Origin of the sequence: Chryseobacterium barbadense, assembly GCF_042849955.1 — a bacterium.
GTDB lineage: Bacteria > Bacteroidota > Bacteroidia > Flavobacteriales > Weeksellaceae > Chryseobacterium.
In genome coordinates, this window is the sequence record NZ_BAAFHL010000033.1 from 13552 (window position 1) to 28363 (window position 14812).

The window sequence follows — 14812 nt, forward strand, 5'->3', positions numbered from 1 at the left end:
TGATAATTTTATTTTACACATTAATCTGTATTGAAATATTTTCTAAAACCGTCTTCAGGGCATTGATGAAAAGATCGGTTTCTTCTTTCCTGATGTTAAGAGCCGGAAGAATCCTCAAAACGCTCTTATCATTGGAGTTGCCCGTGAAAATATGATGATCGTACAACAGGCTGCTCCTCACTTCCGAGCAGTTCCTGTCGAGTTCAATACCAATCATCAACCCTTTCCTTCGGATGGATTGAATATGTGGAAAATCTTTAATTTCATTTTCTATATAATTGCCCATTTCCTGAGCATTTTCGATGAGACTCTCATCTTTCATCACGTCCAGAACAGCAATGGCAGCAGCACAAGCCAGGTGATTTCCCCCGAAAGTGGTTCCCAATAAGCCATTGCTTGCTTTAAACTTCGGGTGGATTAAAACTCCACCGATTGGGAAACCGTTCCCCATTCCTTTTGCGGTTGTGATAATATCCGGTTCAATTCCAAACTCCTGATGCGCAAAGAAATATCCGCTCCTTCCATAACCGGACTGTACTTCATCCAGAATCAAAACTGTATCATGCTTTTCACATAATTCTTTGATTTTAGTTAAAAATTCTATCGTTGGAATCATAATTCCGCCAACTCCCTGAATACCTTCGATGATAACGGATGAGATCTCGCTTCCCTGAGCTTCAAAAATTTCTTCTAATTGTTCAATATTATTCCATTCTGATTTAATGAATCTTCCCGAATAATTCACAGGAGCTACAATGTCCGGATTATCAGTTACAGAAACAGCCGCAGAAGTTCTCCCGTGAAACGAACCTGAAAAATAAAGCACTTTACTTTTTCCGTTATGGAAAGAGGCCAGCTTCAAAGCATTTTCATTGGCTTCAGCTCCGGAGTTGCACAGGAAAAGATTATAACCTTCATATCCTGAAAGCTTCCCTAATTTTTCAGCTAATTCAGTCTGCAATTCGTTTTGAACAGAATTGGAATAAAAAGAGATTTTTTCTAACTGTTCTTTTAATTTGTTTTGATAATACGGATGGTTGTGCCCGATAGAAATCACAGCGTGACCTCCGTAAAAATCAAGATATTGTTCTCCTTTATCGTCCCAAAGAAATGATCCCTGAGCTTTTACTGGATTTATGTTGAATAATGGATATACGTTGAATAAATTCATTTTTTGTTTTTTTATTATTTTCTTTTGTCTTGAAACAAAAGAAACAAAAGTTCAAGACCGGAAACTTCCGCTAAAAAATATTTTTGTTCTCTAAAGATCTCAAAACTCGTGCGAATTGAATATTGTTTCTTCACTTCAATATTTGTGTCGCATTCAAACAGTGGGATTTCTTAACGTTCACAAAACTATTTTTCTTAACGCTTCATTTTCCTAAGTCGGTTTGATTGATTTTAAAATTTACTATTGACTTTTAAAATGCTATCGGTTTCAAATTCAGTCCTAAATTTTCTTCCCATCCCATGGCGACATTCATGTTCTGTACCGCCTGTCCGGAAGCTCCTTTCAACAAATTGTCAATCGCTGAGTGAATGACCGCAAAATTCCCTCTTTTTTCAATCTGAATCACACAGCGATTGGTATTGACAACCTGCTTTAAATCAATTGCTGTTTCACTTACCGTTACAAAAGGCTCATCTGCATAAAAATCCCTGAACAATTGATTAATATCTGAAAACTCTATATCTGTTTTTATGGTAGAACTTGTAAAAATTCCTCTTGCAAAATCTCCTCTCCATGGAACAAAATTCAGATTGATTTCATGATCATTAAAAGAAGTCAATTGTTGTACAATTTCATCCACATGCTGATGGGTCAGGGTTTTGTAAGCAGAAATGTTATCATTTCTCCAGGTAAAATGTGTGGTTGCCTGCAAAGATTGCCCGGCTCCTGTTGAACCGGTAATTCCTGTCGTGTAAACATCGCTCAGCAATCCTTTTTCTGCTAATGGAAGCAAAGCCAGCTGAATAGCTGTCGCAAAGCATCCCGGATTTGCAATACTTTTTGCTCCTGAAAGTTGTTTTTTGTTGATTTCAGGCAAACCATAGATAAAATTTCTATTTCCAAAGTTTCCCTCCAAACGAAAATCATTCCCCAGGTCAATAACCAACGTTTCATCTTTTACAGCATTCTGAGCCAGCCAATTCTGGCTTTCTTTATGAGGAAGACATAAGAAGAGGATATCAACATCTTCCGGCTGATCCGTTAACACCATTTCACAAACCGTCGTTAAATCCGGGTACAAATCTGAAATCTTTGTCCCGGAATTTGAACGACTATATAAAAAACGCAAAGACACATGAGGATGAAAAGCCAGCAGACGAACCAATTCGCTTCCCGTATAACCGTTGGCGCCTATAATTCCTACTGTTTTCATGCTTTTATTCCGTTAATCTGGTAATATATATTTAAAGAGTTGCTTACAATTTTAGTGTAGCCTTTCACGTCTTCTCCCGTCCATGCTCTGTTAGCTTCTCCATAGCTTCCGAATTTATCAGACATTAAATCGTGATCAGATTCAATTCCGTTTAATATAAACCGATATGGATGAAGCGTTACAAAAACTTTTCCGCTTACTGTTTTTTGAGAATCTATTAAGAAAGATTCAATATTTCTCATCACAGGATCCAGGAAAAGTGCTTCGTGAAGCCAGTTTCCATACCAGTCGGAAAGCTGAGATTTCATCATTTGCTGGTATTTTGAAAGGGTGTGTTTTTCCAATAAATGGTGCGCTTTGATAATTACTGATGCCGCTGCTGCTTCAAAACCCACTCTTCCCTTAATTCCAACAATTGTATCTCCAACGTGAATATCACGACCGATTCCGTAAGCAGAAGCTAATTCTTCAATTTTCTGGATCGCATATACCGGATGTTCAAAACGCTCTCCGTTCACTGCTATTACTTCTCCGTTTTTAAACTCAATTTCCAATTCAGAAGGTTGAGTTTCTTTAATCTGGGAAGGAAATGCTTCTTCAGGAAGATAATTTCTTGAGGTCAATGTTTCTTTTCCTCCCACTGAAGTTCCCCAAAGTCCTTTATTCACAGAATATTGGGCTTTTTGGAATTCCATTTCATATCCATGGCTTTTTAAAAACTCAATTTCCTCTTCACGGGACAGAGCCATATCACGAATTGGTGTGATGATTTCTACCTTCGGACACATCACCTGGAAGATAAGATCAAAACGAACCTGGTCATTTCCTGCTCCTGTACTCCCATGAGCAATAGCATCTGCTCCGATTTCAATGGCATATTTTGCAATTTCCTGTGCCTGAACCGTACGTTCTGCACTCACGGACAGCGGATAGGTATTATTTTTCAACACGTTCCCAAAAATCAAATACTTTACGCAAGAATTATAATAATCTTTCTGAGCATCTACGCACCTGTATTCTTTTACCCCAAGGTGTAAAGCTTTTTTCTCCAGTTCTTTTTCTTCTTCTTTAGAAAAACCTCCGGTATTCACAGTAACTGCATACACATCATATCCCAATTTTTCACTGAGATATTTAGCACAGTAAGAGGTATCCAGACCTCCGCTAAACGCTAAGATGACTTTCTTGTTCATTGCTATATTTAATTTCCGGTTGCGTGTGAGCAACACTATTTTCTGTTATATTTTCAGGAACGAAAAGCATTGCCGTACAAAGGCAGTTTTTACGTTCTTTCTTCATTAAGATTTCATAATTTACACAACTTTTACAGCCATTCCAGAATTCTTCATCCTGAGTCAGTTCAGAATAAATAACCGGTTTGTAGCCTAAATCGCTGTTGATTTTCATGACGGCAAGGCCTGTTGTAAGCCCAAAAACTTTTGCATTCGGGTATTTATCTCTAGATAATTGGAACACTTTATTCTTGATTAAAGTTGCAGCACCTCTTTCCCTGAATTTCGGGGAAACAATCAATCCGGAATTGGCCACAAACTGACCATGCGACCAGGTTTCTATATAACAGAAACCTACCCACTCTCCATTTTCAGTAGCTACCACAGCATTACCTTCTGAAATCTTCTTGCTTAAATATTCTATAGAACGTTTAGCAATCCCCGTTCCTCTCCGCTGTGCAGAATCATACATTTCCTGCTGTATTTCACTCACATACACTAAATGTATGGATGAGGAAATTTCTATTTCCATTATTTATCTAAATTTTTTGGCAAATTTAAAGAATTATAACTTTAAAAAACAAATTAAAAAGATATTTTTTTTAATATAAAATAAACACACAGGTAATTTTATCTTTAAACTAAATTAATATTTTGCTAAATTATTATATATTTACTAAAAAGATATAGTTATGGAATCCAACTGCCCTAAATGTAGCAGCAATAAGATCGTAAAAAGCGGGATTGTAAATGAGAAGCAGCGTTTTCATTGTAAAGATTGCAATTATTATTTCACTGTAAAGAAGCTTGGAAAACAGATTGACGATTACTATGTAACCAAAGCCTTACAGCTCTATCTTGAAGGCTTAAGCTATCGTGAAATAGAGAGAATTATAGGGGTTTCCCATGTTACCATAAGTTCCTGGATCAAGAAATATAATATCAAAAGACCTCCTCATTCAGAATTCCATCCCGTGTATAAAATTCTAAAGCAAAATGAATTGATCGAATATATGTCCAAAGAGGAAAACATAAAAAATTCCGGGTTGATTATTACTCAGTTTGCGGATAAATATATGCTGATCAAATGGGAAAGATTTAAAAAATAACATGAGAAAGTTATGAATTATAAGTCATGAATTATGCAAATACAAATATCAAATTAAATACTTAAAATTCAATATTTTATCAATAAATAAATTTAAAATTCAACACTTATAACCCTTAACTAATCATTGATAACGATATACTTACCATAAATATATATTAAATTTTCTTAAACAAATTATTAATTACAATTTGGTCTTCACAAAAAACAATACCAAAAATTGATAATTTATGAAGAAATTACTCACTTTTATTGGATTGGCTTTAATCAGCAATTCTTTATATTCTCAAGGCTCACCTGATTATGGGGGTGGATTGAAATTAAACCTCAACCAGGAGGGTGATAAATACATCAGATTTATTTTATGGGACCAGTTCTGGGTAAGAAATACTGAAATGAATCCCGGGAGTATGGTTGGCGGAGAGCCCACCGACAATACCTGGAGCTTAGGAAACAGGCGTTTACGTGCTTTAGCCTATGCTCAAATCTCCAAAAGGTATATGATTTTGGCTCATTTTGGAATTAACAATCAGACATTCATTAATGGTGGTGGTTCAGGAACTTCAGGAACAGGAGGGTATGGAAACGGTAAAAAGCCACAGATGTTTTTCCATGACGCATGGAATGAATATGCAGTTATTTTACCTGGAGAAGCAGGAAAATTCAGTTTATCTTTAGGAGCCGGCTTGCATTACTACATGGGATTATCCCGTATGACCATGGCTTCCACCCTGAACTTCCTTACTGTTGATTCCCCTATCTTCACCTGGCCATTGATTGACAATTCCGACCAATTTGCCAGACAACTGGGAATGTTCGCGAAAGGAAAATACGGAAAGCTAGAGTATCGTTTAAGCTTAAATAAACCATTTGCAACAGATTTAGCTCCAGCCAATGTCACCGACCCTTCAAAGGCGGTAGCAGTAGACAACAACGGAAATCCGAACTTTTCAAAAGCAGGTTATGTAGAGTACCAATTCTTAGATAGCGAATCGAATGTTCTTCCATTCAAGGTGGGCTCTTATCTTGGAACAAAAAAGGTGTTCAATGTAGGTGCAGGTTTTTACCACCAAAAGAATGGAACAAGAACTTCCGTGAATTCAACTATTGAAAAACATGACATTACTCTTTTAGCCGTAGATGCATTTGCGGATATTCCTTTGGGAAATGCCAAAAATAAAATGGCCGTTTCCGCATACGCAGGATATTACAATTACCAATTCGGTCCGAATTACATCAGAAATTTAGGAATCATGAACATCGCTACATCAGACCCGAACTTCATTGGGGACAAAGCGATTGCCGGACCGGGTAACCTACAGCCAACTATCGGAACAGGTAATATTATCTACGCACAGGCAGGTTTACTATTACCAAGCCAGGCCGAGAAGCCAAAAATCAGAATCCAGCCTTTTGCAGCATTTACGCATAAAAACTTTGAAGCATACGAAAAGTCTTCTTCACAATTTGACGTTGGTGCGAATTGGTTCATAGATGGTCATCATGCCAAAATCACTACCCAGTATTCAACGAGACCGGTTTATACAAGCCCTGCGGAAAGCCCGGAATCCAAAGGTGAATTTATTATACAATTCCAGATTTACCTATAAAACAAAGAAAACTCGATATCCATTTTTAACTAACATTAAAATCAAGCAATATGAGCGAAAATCATCACGATGCTTACGAAAATATGACTGACAAGCAGAAAAACCGCACCATCTGGAGCGTGATCACTGCCTCATCACTCGGCACACTGATAGAATGGTATGACTTCTACATTTTCGGAAGTTTAGCCATCGTTTTAGCCACGAAATTTTTCCCTGCAGATAATCCTACCGCAGCATTTTTATCTACCCTGGCTACTTTTGCAGCAGGATTTGTGGTAAGACCTTTCGGAGCATTGTTCTTTGGAAGGCTGGGAGATCTTATCGGAAGAAAATATACGTTCTTAGTAACTTTATTAATCATGGGATTTTCTACTTTCCTCATAGGATGTATCCCAAGTTATGAGACCATTGGATTTCTGGCTCCTGTTTTAGTCTTAATTTTAAGATTACTGCAAGGGTTAGCGCTTGGCGGAGAATATGGTGGTGCAGCTACCTATGTGGCAGAATATGCACAACCTCACCGAAGAGGCTACTGGACATCATGGATTCAAACGACTGCAACAGCAGGTTTGTTTATTTCATTAATTGTCATTTTAGTAACCAAGACCACCCTTTCCGCAGAGGAATTTGATGGTTGGGGGTGGAGAGTCCCGTTCTGGATTTCCATTTTAATGGTGGGAGTTTCCTATATCATCAGAAAAAACATGAAAGAATCTCCGCTTTTTGCAAAGGCTAAAAGCGAAGGGAAAACTTCAAAAAATCCTTTAAAAGAAAGTTTCGGACATAAACTGAATTTTAAATTCGTCTTACTAGCCTTATTTGGAGCAGCAATGGGACAAGGAGTCATTTGGTACACCGGACAATTCTACGCCATGAGCTTCCTTCAAAAAGTAATGAATGTGGAATCCGCACAGGTTGATTCCTTAATGGCAACCGCCTTGTTTTTGGGGACTCCGTTCTTCGTATTCTTCGGCTGGCTCTCTGATAAAATAGGACGGAAAGCCGTAATGATGACAGGAATGCTCATTGCTATTTTAGCGTACAGACCTATTTATGATTCTATGTTCAAAAGTGTAAACCTTGAAAGCAAAACCGTTGCAGCTAATGGGATTACGGAAAAGAGAACAGCAAAGATTCATGATAAAGTCGCAACAGACAGCTTGATTACTTTCCATAAAGAAGCATTGTACACGGATGGAACTTTAATTAAAAAAGACAGCATTGTGCATTGGTCTCCAGGCGGACCTGTTATTAAAGACGGGAAAGCAGAAGAGCCAAAAGTTTCCCAAAGCATCAGATTAGCAGACGACACCAAATGGTACCTGATATTCCTGGTATTTATTCAGGTAATTTTTGTAACGATGGTATATGGCCCGATTGCAGCATTCCTGGTAGAAATGTTCCCGGTGAGAATCCGCTACACATCAATGTCTCTACCGTATCATATTGGAAACGGAGTATTTGGAGGGTTGCTTCCTGCAGTGGCAACGTATCTGGTCACAACAGCAAAAGATACAGGCAACGAATCCTGGTATCTTCAGGGTCTTTGGTATCCGATAGGGGTTGCGGCAGTCTGTTTGATCATCGGATTATTTTATCTTAAAAACAAGAACAATAATATTCACGATTAAACATTGGATCACTCAAATTTTTATTAATTTTAAAACAATTAAAAATGAACGGACTAAAAAAAATATTAGGCATACTCTGGATCGCCATTGCCTTAGTGGTAGGATATTTCGGAATTACGGTCATGGGAATCCCAAAAATCACTTCAGGAAAACAGGAGGATCTGGTATTCGGAATCATTATTCTGTTTGTGCTGATGCCGATTATTTCTGGCGGAATGGCCATTTTCGGTTATTATTCGTTAACCGGAGAATATTCGGACGACAAAATTTAAAATATAAAAGATTAATGATAATTGATAACGGATTAATATCCCATCGTCACTTTATCAATTATCATTAATCACTTGTATCATATATGAAAAAAAGACACGAGCAAAAGTTGATTATCCTGAGCATCGGACTTCTGATCGCTTTCAGCATTCCTATTTCATTACTATTCAATAGTGAAAAGGAAATCTTCGGATACCCAATGATTCTGATTTATATTTTCGCTGTCTGGATGGTTTCCATCATTATTTCTTTTGTAATCATAAAAAAATATGATGAGTAGTTTCGCATTATTTACTGTGGTTTTGTTTTATCTGGCGCTTTTATTCTTAGTCGCTCATTTGGCGGAGAAGAAAAAGAGTAAGCTTTGGATCAACAATCCCTACATCTATGCGCTTTCTCTTGCAGTGTATTGTACAGCTTGGACGTACTACGGAAGCATTGGTGTTGCAGCTACAAGCGGACTTAACTATCTTCCTATCTACATTGGTCCTATCATCATCATTCCTGCATGGATTTACATCAATACCAGGATAGTACGGATTTCAAGAGTTAATAAAATCAGCAGCCTCGCGGACTTCATTTCATTACGATACGGCAACAGCAGGAGCTTTAGCGCAATGATAACCATTGTTTGTCTCCTGGCCATCGTTCCTTACATAGGATTACAGATCAAAGCAATTTCAGAGACATTTCACTTAGTAACCCAAACTGCAATGTCAAAAAATATCCTGACAGACAATGCCACTTTCGTTGTGGTTTTAATTGCTTTATTTTCATCCTATTACGGAACACGTTATGTAGATGCTTCGGAAAAACGTTTGGGAATTATTTCCGCCATTGCCTTAGAGAGCTTCCTTAAGCTTTTTTTCATTATTATTTTAGGTTTGTTTGTTATTTATTTTGCTTTTGACGGATTTTCAGACATCTATCAAAAAGCCAGCCGGTTTGAAGATTTCAAAGAGAAGAACACATTTAATGGCATCGAAGGGGCCTTGAACTGGATGATCTTATGTATGATCTCAGGAACTGCCATTTGTATTCTTCCGAGACAATTTCATACCGCCATTGTGGAAAACAGACAGGAAAGACATATTAAAACTGCTATTTGGTTCTTCCCCCTTTATCTGTTAATTTTCACCATCTTCATCTTCCCGATTGCTTGGGGCGGAAGGCTGATTTTTGATGGCCAAAAAGTGAACCCTGAATTCTACTCCATTCTGATTCCGCAGCATTTTAATAATACATGGATTACCGTTCTTGTTTTCCTGGGCGGATTAAGCTCCTGCATTTCAATGATCATCATTTCAGCCATCACCTTATCCGTCATGCTTTCCAATAATCTCATTATTCCGTACGGATTATTAGGAAAATTCAAATCCGAAAATGAAGTCCAGAATACGAGAAACATTACCAACATCAGGAAAATTAGCATTTTCGCTCTCATCATTATGGCGTTTGCTTTCTATAAGTATTTCATTCTGAAAACTTCGCTGGATTCTGTGGGATTGATCTCTTTTGTGGTGATTGCACAATTGGCTCCTGCATTTTTCGGAGCGATATTCTGGAGAAGAGGGAGCTACAAAGGAGCTGTTGCAGGTCTTTTGGCAGGATTGATAATCTGCTATTTCGGGTTGATTATACCACAGTATTATTTCTCTTATAACCAGGAATTCAAAGGAGTTTTAAGAGATCTGTACAATGTTTTTGATTTTTTCACAATTCCGTATCTCGGAAGAATTCCGCAAATTTTCTTTTGGTCTATACTGATAAATACAGGTTTGTTTACCATCATTTCCGTAAGTGTTAAAGGAAATTACCGCGAAAGAAATTTTGCCGAATTGTACGTTGATATTGATCGACACATCCAAAACCATGAAAACGCATTTATCTGGCGCGGAACAGCCTATGTTTCGGATATTAAGAACATTCTTGAAAGATTTCTAGGAAAAAATAAAACCGAACAGGCCTTAAGAATTTTTAATTTAAAATACAATATTGATTCTCAGACAGAAACCGCCGATTCAAGATTTATAAAATTCTCGGAAAACTTATTGGCTGGGAGAATCGGGACCGCTTCCGCCAAGATTTTAATTGAAGGAGTAACAAAAGAAGATAAAATTTCTTTAAAGGAAGTTTTAAATATTTTAGAGGAATCCAAAGAAAATATTACACTTAATAAAAAGCTCACCGAACAGTCGGAAGAACTCCAAAAACTATCCGATGATTTAAGAAATGCTAACGAAAATTTAATCATTAAAGACCGTCAGAAGGACGATTTCCTCGATTCTGTTGCTCATGAATTGAGAACTCCGATTACAGCAATCCGTTCAGCGGGGGAAATTCTTGCTGATGATGATGACATTCCCTTGGAAATCAAAAAAGAATTTTTAAACAATATCATTACAGAATCCGACAGATTAAGTGAAATCATCAATGATATTTTATACCTGGATAAATTGGAACATGGTGAAATTGCCTTACATATTCAGGAAAATAACATTATGGAGACTTATAAAAAGGCAGTAAATCCACTCCTCCATCTGATTCAGCAGAAAAATATTCATTTAAGTGAAGTGAATCTCCTGAATCAGGTTTCATTCGAATACGACGAAGCAAGAATGATCCAGCTCTTTCAGAATATTTTAGGAAATGCTTTGAAATTTACAGAGGAACAAGGCACAATTCAAACTAAATTAGCAGAAAAAGAAAATCAATTGATCATTAGCATTTTCAATACCGGAAAACATATCCCCGAAGAAGATCTCGAAATGATTTTTGATAAATTTTATCAGTCCAAAAACCAGAATATATTAAAGCCAATAGGAAGCGGATTAGGATTGGCCATCTCCAAAAAAATCGTTCAGGCACAAGGCGGAGCCATAAAAGCGGAAAACAGCGGACTGGGTGTAACATTCACCATTACCCTTCCTGAAAAAATAAAAAAGATAAAAGATGAAGTTGAACACAATCAAAGCATGCTATGAAAAAGATAATTATTGCAGATGACGAACATAAAATCTTAATGTCGCTGGAATACAGCTTCAAAAAGAATGGCTACGACGTATATATTGCAAGAGACGGAACGGAAGTTCTGGACTTTTTAAAGACCATGATCCCAGATGTGATTTTACTGGACATTATGATGCCTAATCTTGATGGTTACAGCACCTTAGATATTATTAAGCAGGACGAAAAATTAAAAAACACAAAAATTATTTTTCTCAGCGCAAAAAATAATCCAAAAGATATTGAAAAAGGGCTTGAAATGGGAGCTGACGCATATGTGACAAAGCCTTATTCGATTAAAAAGCTGATACAGCAGATTGAGGAAATGTTTGAGTAAATTATTAGGAAAAAAAATAAGAAGAAAAGATAAAAGACTTTGCTCACTGTCATTGCTTCACTTCGTTCGCAATGACAAGAAAACTAAATTACTATGAACGCAGACGATTTATTCAAAAGGAGTATAGAAGATAAGGAAAGTTTCTGGAAAGAACAGGCCCAGCAAATCAAGTGGTTTGAATTTCCAACACAAATACTTTCAAAAGACGAAAACAGCTATCCACAATGGTTTTCCGATGGAAAGCTGAATATGTCTTACCTGTGTATTGACAAACATATCGAAGACGGCTTCGGGGAACAGATTGCCATTGTTTATGATTCTCCGGTTACCAACCAAAAGAAAACATATACTTTTAATCAGGCGAAAGAAGAAATTGCAAGATTGGCGGGAGGCCTCGCTTCACTGGGCTTAAGAAAAGGCGACACCGCCGTTATTTATATGCCGATGATTCCGCAGACTCTTTTTGCCATGTTAGCTTGTGCAAGAATCGGAGTTATTCATAATGTTGTATTTGGTGGCTTTGCTCCTCACGAACTTGTTGTGAGAATCAATGATTGTAAACCGAAAGCTTTAATTACGGCTACCGCAGGAGTGGAAATTGCCAAAAGAATTCCTTATTTACCTTTGGTTGAAAAAGCGATTGAACTCGCTCAGGATAAAGTGGATAACATTATCGTTTACAACAGAAAATTAGTAGATAATCAACACGAAATGTTTGAGGGATTAATTGATTATGAGGACCTGGTTCAGCAATCAGAACCCATTGATTATGTTTCCGTTGAATCCACTCACCCACTCTATTTATTGTATACTTCAGGAACCACAGGAAAACCAAAAGGAATTACCCGCGATACAGGCGGTTATGCAACTGCTTTAAAATTTTCCATGAAATATATTTATGGGGTTGAGCCGGGAGAAACCTATTGGGCTGCCTCTGACTTTGGTTGGGCAGTGGGACACAGCTTTTCAGTATATGGCCCTTTACTTAATAGAAATACGACGATTATTTTTGAAGGAAAACCAATTATGACACCGGATGCGGGAACGTTTTGGAGAATTATTTCAGAGCATCAGGTTTCAGTGATGTTTACCGCCCCTACAGCGATCCGGGCCATTAAAAAAGAAGACCCGAACGGAGAACTGGTGAAAAAATATGATTTAAGCCATTTTAAAAAACAGTTTTTAGCTGGCGAAAGATGTGATGTGGCAACCTTGGACTGGTTTGCAGAACACATCGGAGTTCCTGCGATTGATCATTGGTGGCAGACAGAATCCGGTTGGCCTATGTTGGGCTTAATGACTTATTATGAAGATTATCAAATTAAAAGAGCCTCTGCTGGAAAACCGATTCCGGGCTATGATATAAAGATATTTGACGAGAATGGATATGAGCTGGATGCCCATCAGGAAGGGTACCTGATCATCAAGCTTCCGCTTCCCCCAGGAGCTTTATTAGGAATCTGGAATGATAACGAACGTTTTCAAAACAGCTATTTATCACAATACGACGGCTATTATTTTTCAGGAGATGGTGCCATCCGGGATGAAGACGGCTATATTTTCATTACAGGAAGAGTTGATGATGTCATTAATGTGGCAGGGCACCGTCTTTCCACCTCGGAAATGGAAGAAATCGTTTCTTCACATCCTGATGTCGCTGAATGTGCCGTAGTAGGAATTGATGATGAACTAAAAGGACAAATCCCTTTTGCAACAGTAGTTATAAAAAATGGTTCTTCCATTCCTGAAGAAGACATAGAAAAAGATATTGTACAGGCTGTCCGTGAAAAAATCGGAGCAGTTGCCTGTCTTAAAAATGTAATGACGGTGAAACGTTTGCCTAAAACCCGTTCCGGGAAAATTTTAAGAAAACTGATCCGGACATTGCTTGATGGAAAAGAATTTCAGGTTCCATCCACCATCGATGATGAAAAAATCATTGAGGAAATTCAGCAAAAAATCAAGGAATACAGGGTCTGAGCAAGAAATAAAGTATATTAAATTATAATAAAAAATTAAACATTCAAAACGAAAGGATATGAGAAATTACCTAATAGAAGATTTACCACATTATTTTGAAGAGTATAAAAAATCTATCAAAAATCCTAAGAAATTCTGGGACAAAATTGCAGATCAAAATTTCGTGTGGTATCAGAGATGGAGCAAGGTGGTAAAATATGACATGAATGAAGCAAAAATCACCTGGTTTAAAAATGCCAAACTAAATATCACTAAAAATTGTCTGGACAGGCACCTCTCTGTAAGAGGCGATAAAACTGCGATTATTTGGGAGCCGAATGATCCGAAAGAAGAAGCTCAGCATATTTCTTATAACGATTTATATACTAGGGTTAACAAGACTGCCAATGTTTTACGAGAAATGGGGATTGAAAAAGGAGACAGAGTTTGCATCTATCTTCCCATGATTCCGGAATTAGCCGTAACCATGCTGGCTTGTGCCAAATTAGGAGCTGTTCATTCTGTGATCTTTGCCGGATTCTCCGCATCGGCAGTGGCTTCAAGAGTCAATGACTGCGAAGCAAAAATGGTAATTACATCAGACGGAAGCTACCGGGGCAATAAAGTTCTGGATTTAAAAAACATTGTAGACGAAGCGTTGGAAAAGACCCCAAGCGTTGAGAAAGTTTTGGTAGTTAAAAGAACCAATAACGAGATAACCATAAAAGAAGGAAGAGACTTCTGGATGGCAGACCTGTATGAAAAGGCTTCAGCAGACTTCGTTACCGTAATTATGGATGCGGAAGATCCGCTTTTTATTCTATATACTTCCGGATCTACAGGAAAACCAAAAGGAATGCTCCATACCTGTGCTGGTTATATGGTGTATACCGCCTATACTTTTAAAAATGTCTTCAATTATAAAGAAAATGACATTTATTGGTGTACAGCCGATATCGGTTGGATTACCGGACATTCGTATATTCTTTACGGACCACTTCTGAACGGAGCAACTACCGTTATTTTTGAAGGAGTACCCACCTATCCTGAGCCGGACAGATTCTGGGAGGTAATAGAAAAACATAAGATCACTCAATTCTACACAGCTCCGACTGCTATTCGTTCATTGGCAAAAGAAAGTGCCGAATGGGTAGACAAGCATGATCTGAGCACATTGAAAGTCATCGGCTCAGTCGGAGAACCTATCAACGATGAAGCCTGGCATTGGTTCAACGATCATGTGGGGAAGAAAAAATGCCCTATTGTGGATACCTG

13 protein-coding genes are annotated in these 14812 nt (G+C 37.7%); 9 read left to right on the top strand and 4 right to left on the bottom strand.

The features are described from left to right. Positions 1–13: 13 nt before the first annotated feature. The 4 genes from ACGHIN_RS12145 to ACGHIN_RS12160 all read right to left on the bottom strand — a co-directional run bounded on the left by ACGHIN_RS12145 (position 14) and on the right by ACGHIN_RS12160 (position 4148). Positions 14–1171, bottom strand: coding sequence for an aspartate aminotransferase family protein (locus ACGHIN_RS12145; RefSeq protein ID WP_390453831.1), 1158 nt, complete (start codon positions 1169–1171; stop codon positions 14–16). A 250-nt stretch (positions 1172–1421) separates the two neighbouring features. After that, positions 1422–2384 (bottom strand): N-acetyl-gamma-glutamyl-phosphate reductase, encoded by a 963-nt coding sequence (gene argC, locus ACGHIN_RS12150; RefSeq protein ID WP_390453833.1) that lies wholly within the window; start codon positions 2382–2384, stop codon positions 1422–1424. After that, positions 2381–3577: an argininosuccinate synthase gene (gene argG, locus ACGHIN_RS12155; RefSeq protein ID WP_390453835.1), complete on the bottom strand. Its 1197-nt coding sequence runs from the start codon at positions 3575–3577 to the stop codon at positions 2381–2383. The genes argC and argG overlap by 4 nt, the downstream gene beginning before the upstream one ends. Next, positions 3549–4148 (bottom strand): GNAT family N-acetyltransferase, encoded by a 600-nt coding sequence (locus ACGHIN_RS12160; RefSeq protein WP_390453837.1) that lies wholly within the window; start codon positions 4146–4148, stop codon positions 3549–3551. The genes argG and ACGHIN_RS12160 overlap by 29 nt, the downstream gene beginning before the upstream one ends. 160 nt (positions 4149–4308) lie before the next feature. Here ACGHIN_RS12160 and ACGHIN_RS12165 point away from each other — a divergent pair, with 160 nt between their 5' ends. The 9 genes from ACGHIN_RS12165 to ACGHIN_RS12205 form a co-directional block, all read left to right on the top strand. Next, on the top strand, positions 4309–4725 hold the full coding sequence (locus tag ACGHIN_RS12165) for an IS1/IS1595 family N-terminal zinc-binding domain-containing protein (protein ID WP_390453839.1): 417 nt from the start codon (positions 4309–4311) through the stop codon (positions 4723–4725). Positions 4726–4954: 229 nt separating this feature from the next. After that, positions 4955–6334, top strand: coding sequence for a porin (locus tag ACGHIN_RS12170; RefSeq protein ID WP_390453841.1), 1380 nt, complete (start codon positions 4955–4957; stop codon positions 6332–6334). 50 nt (positions 6335–6384) lie between these two features. Continuing rightward, positions 6385–7965 carry an MFS transporter gene (locus ACGHIN_RS12175; RefSeq protein ID WP_390453843.1) on the top strand — a complete coding sequence of 527 codons (1581 nt, stop codon included), beginning with the start codon at positions 6385–6387 and terminating at the stop codon, positions 7963–7965. Between the two features lie 44 nt (positions 7966–8009). Next, positions 8010–8237: a DUF6814 family protein gene (locus ACGHIN_RS12180; RefSeq protein ID WP_390453845.1), complete on the top strand. Its 228-nt coding sequence runs from the start codon at positions 8010–8012 to the stop codon at positions 8235–8237. 83 nt (positions 8238–8320) lie between these two features. Beyond that, a complete protein-coding gene (locus ACGHIN_RS12185) occupies positions 8321–8515 on the top strand; it encodes a hypothetical protein (RefSeq protein WP_390453847.1) in 195 nt (64 codons plus the stop codon). Then, positions 8508–11219 carry an ATP-binding protein gene (locus ACGHIN_RS12190; RefSeq protein ID WP_390453849.1) on the top strand — a complete coding sequence of 904 codons (2712 nt, stop codon included), beginning with the start codon at positions 8508–8510 and terminating at the stop codon, positions 11217–11219. The genes ACGHIN_RS12185 and ACGHIN_RS12190 overlap by 8 nt, the downstream gene beginning before the upstream one ends. Further along, positions 11216–11578, top strand: coding sequence for a response regulator transcription factor (locus tag ACGHIN_RS12195; protein ID WP_390453851.1), 363 nt, complete (start codon positions 11216–11218; stop codon positions 11576–11578). The genes ACGHIN_RS12190 and ACGHIN_RS12195 overlap by 4 nt, the downstream gene beginning before the upstream one ends. A gap of 93 nt (positions 11579–11671) precedes the next feature. Continuing rightward, positions 11672–13558 (top strand): AMP-binding protein, encoded by a 1887-nt coding sequence (locus ACGHIN_RS12200; RefSeq protein ID WP_390453853.1) that lies wholly within the window; start codon positions 11672–11674, stop codon positions 13556–13558. Positions 13559–13616: 58 nt separating this feature from the next. Continuing rightward, a partial coding sequence (locus tag ACGHIN_RS12205) for an AMP-binding protein (protein ID WP_390453854.1) occupies positions 13617–14812 on the top strand: 1196 nt, incomplete at its 3' end.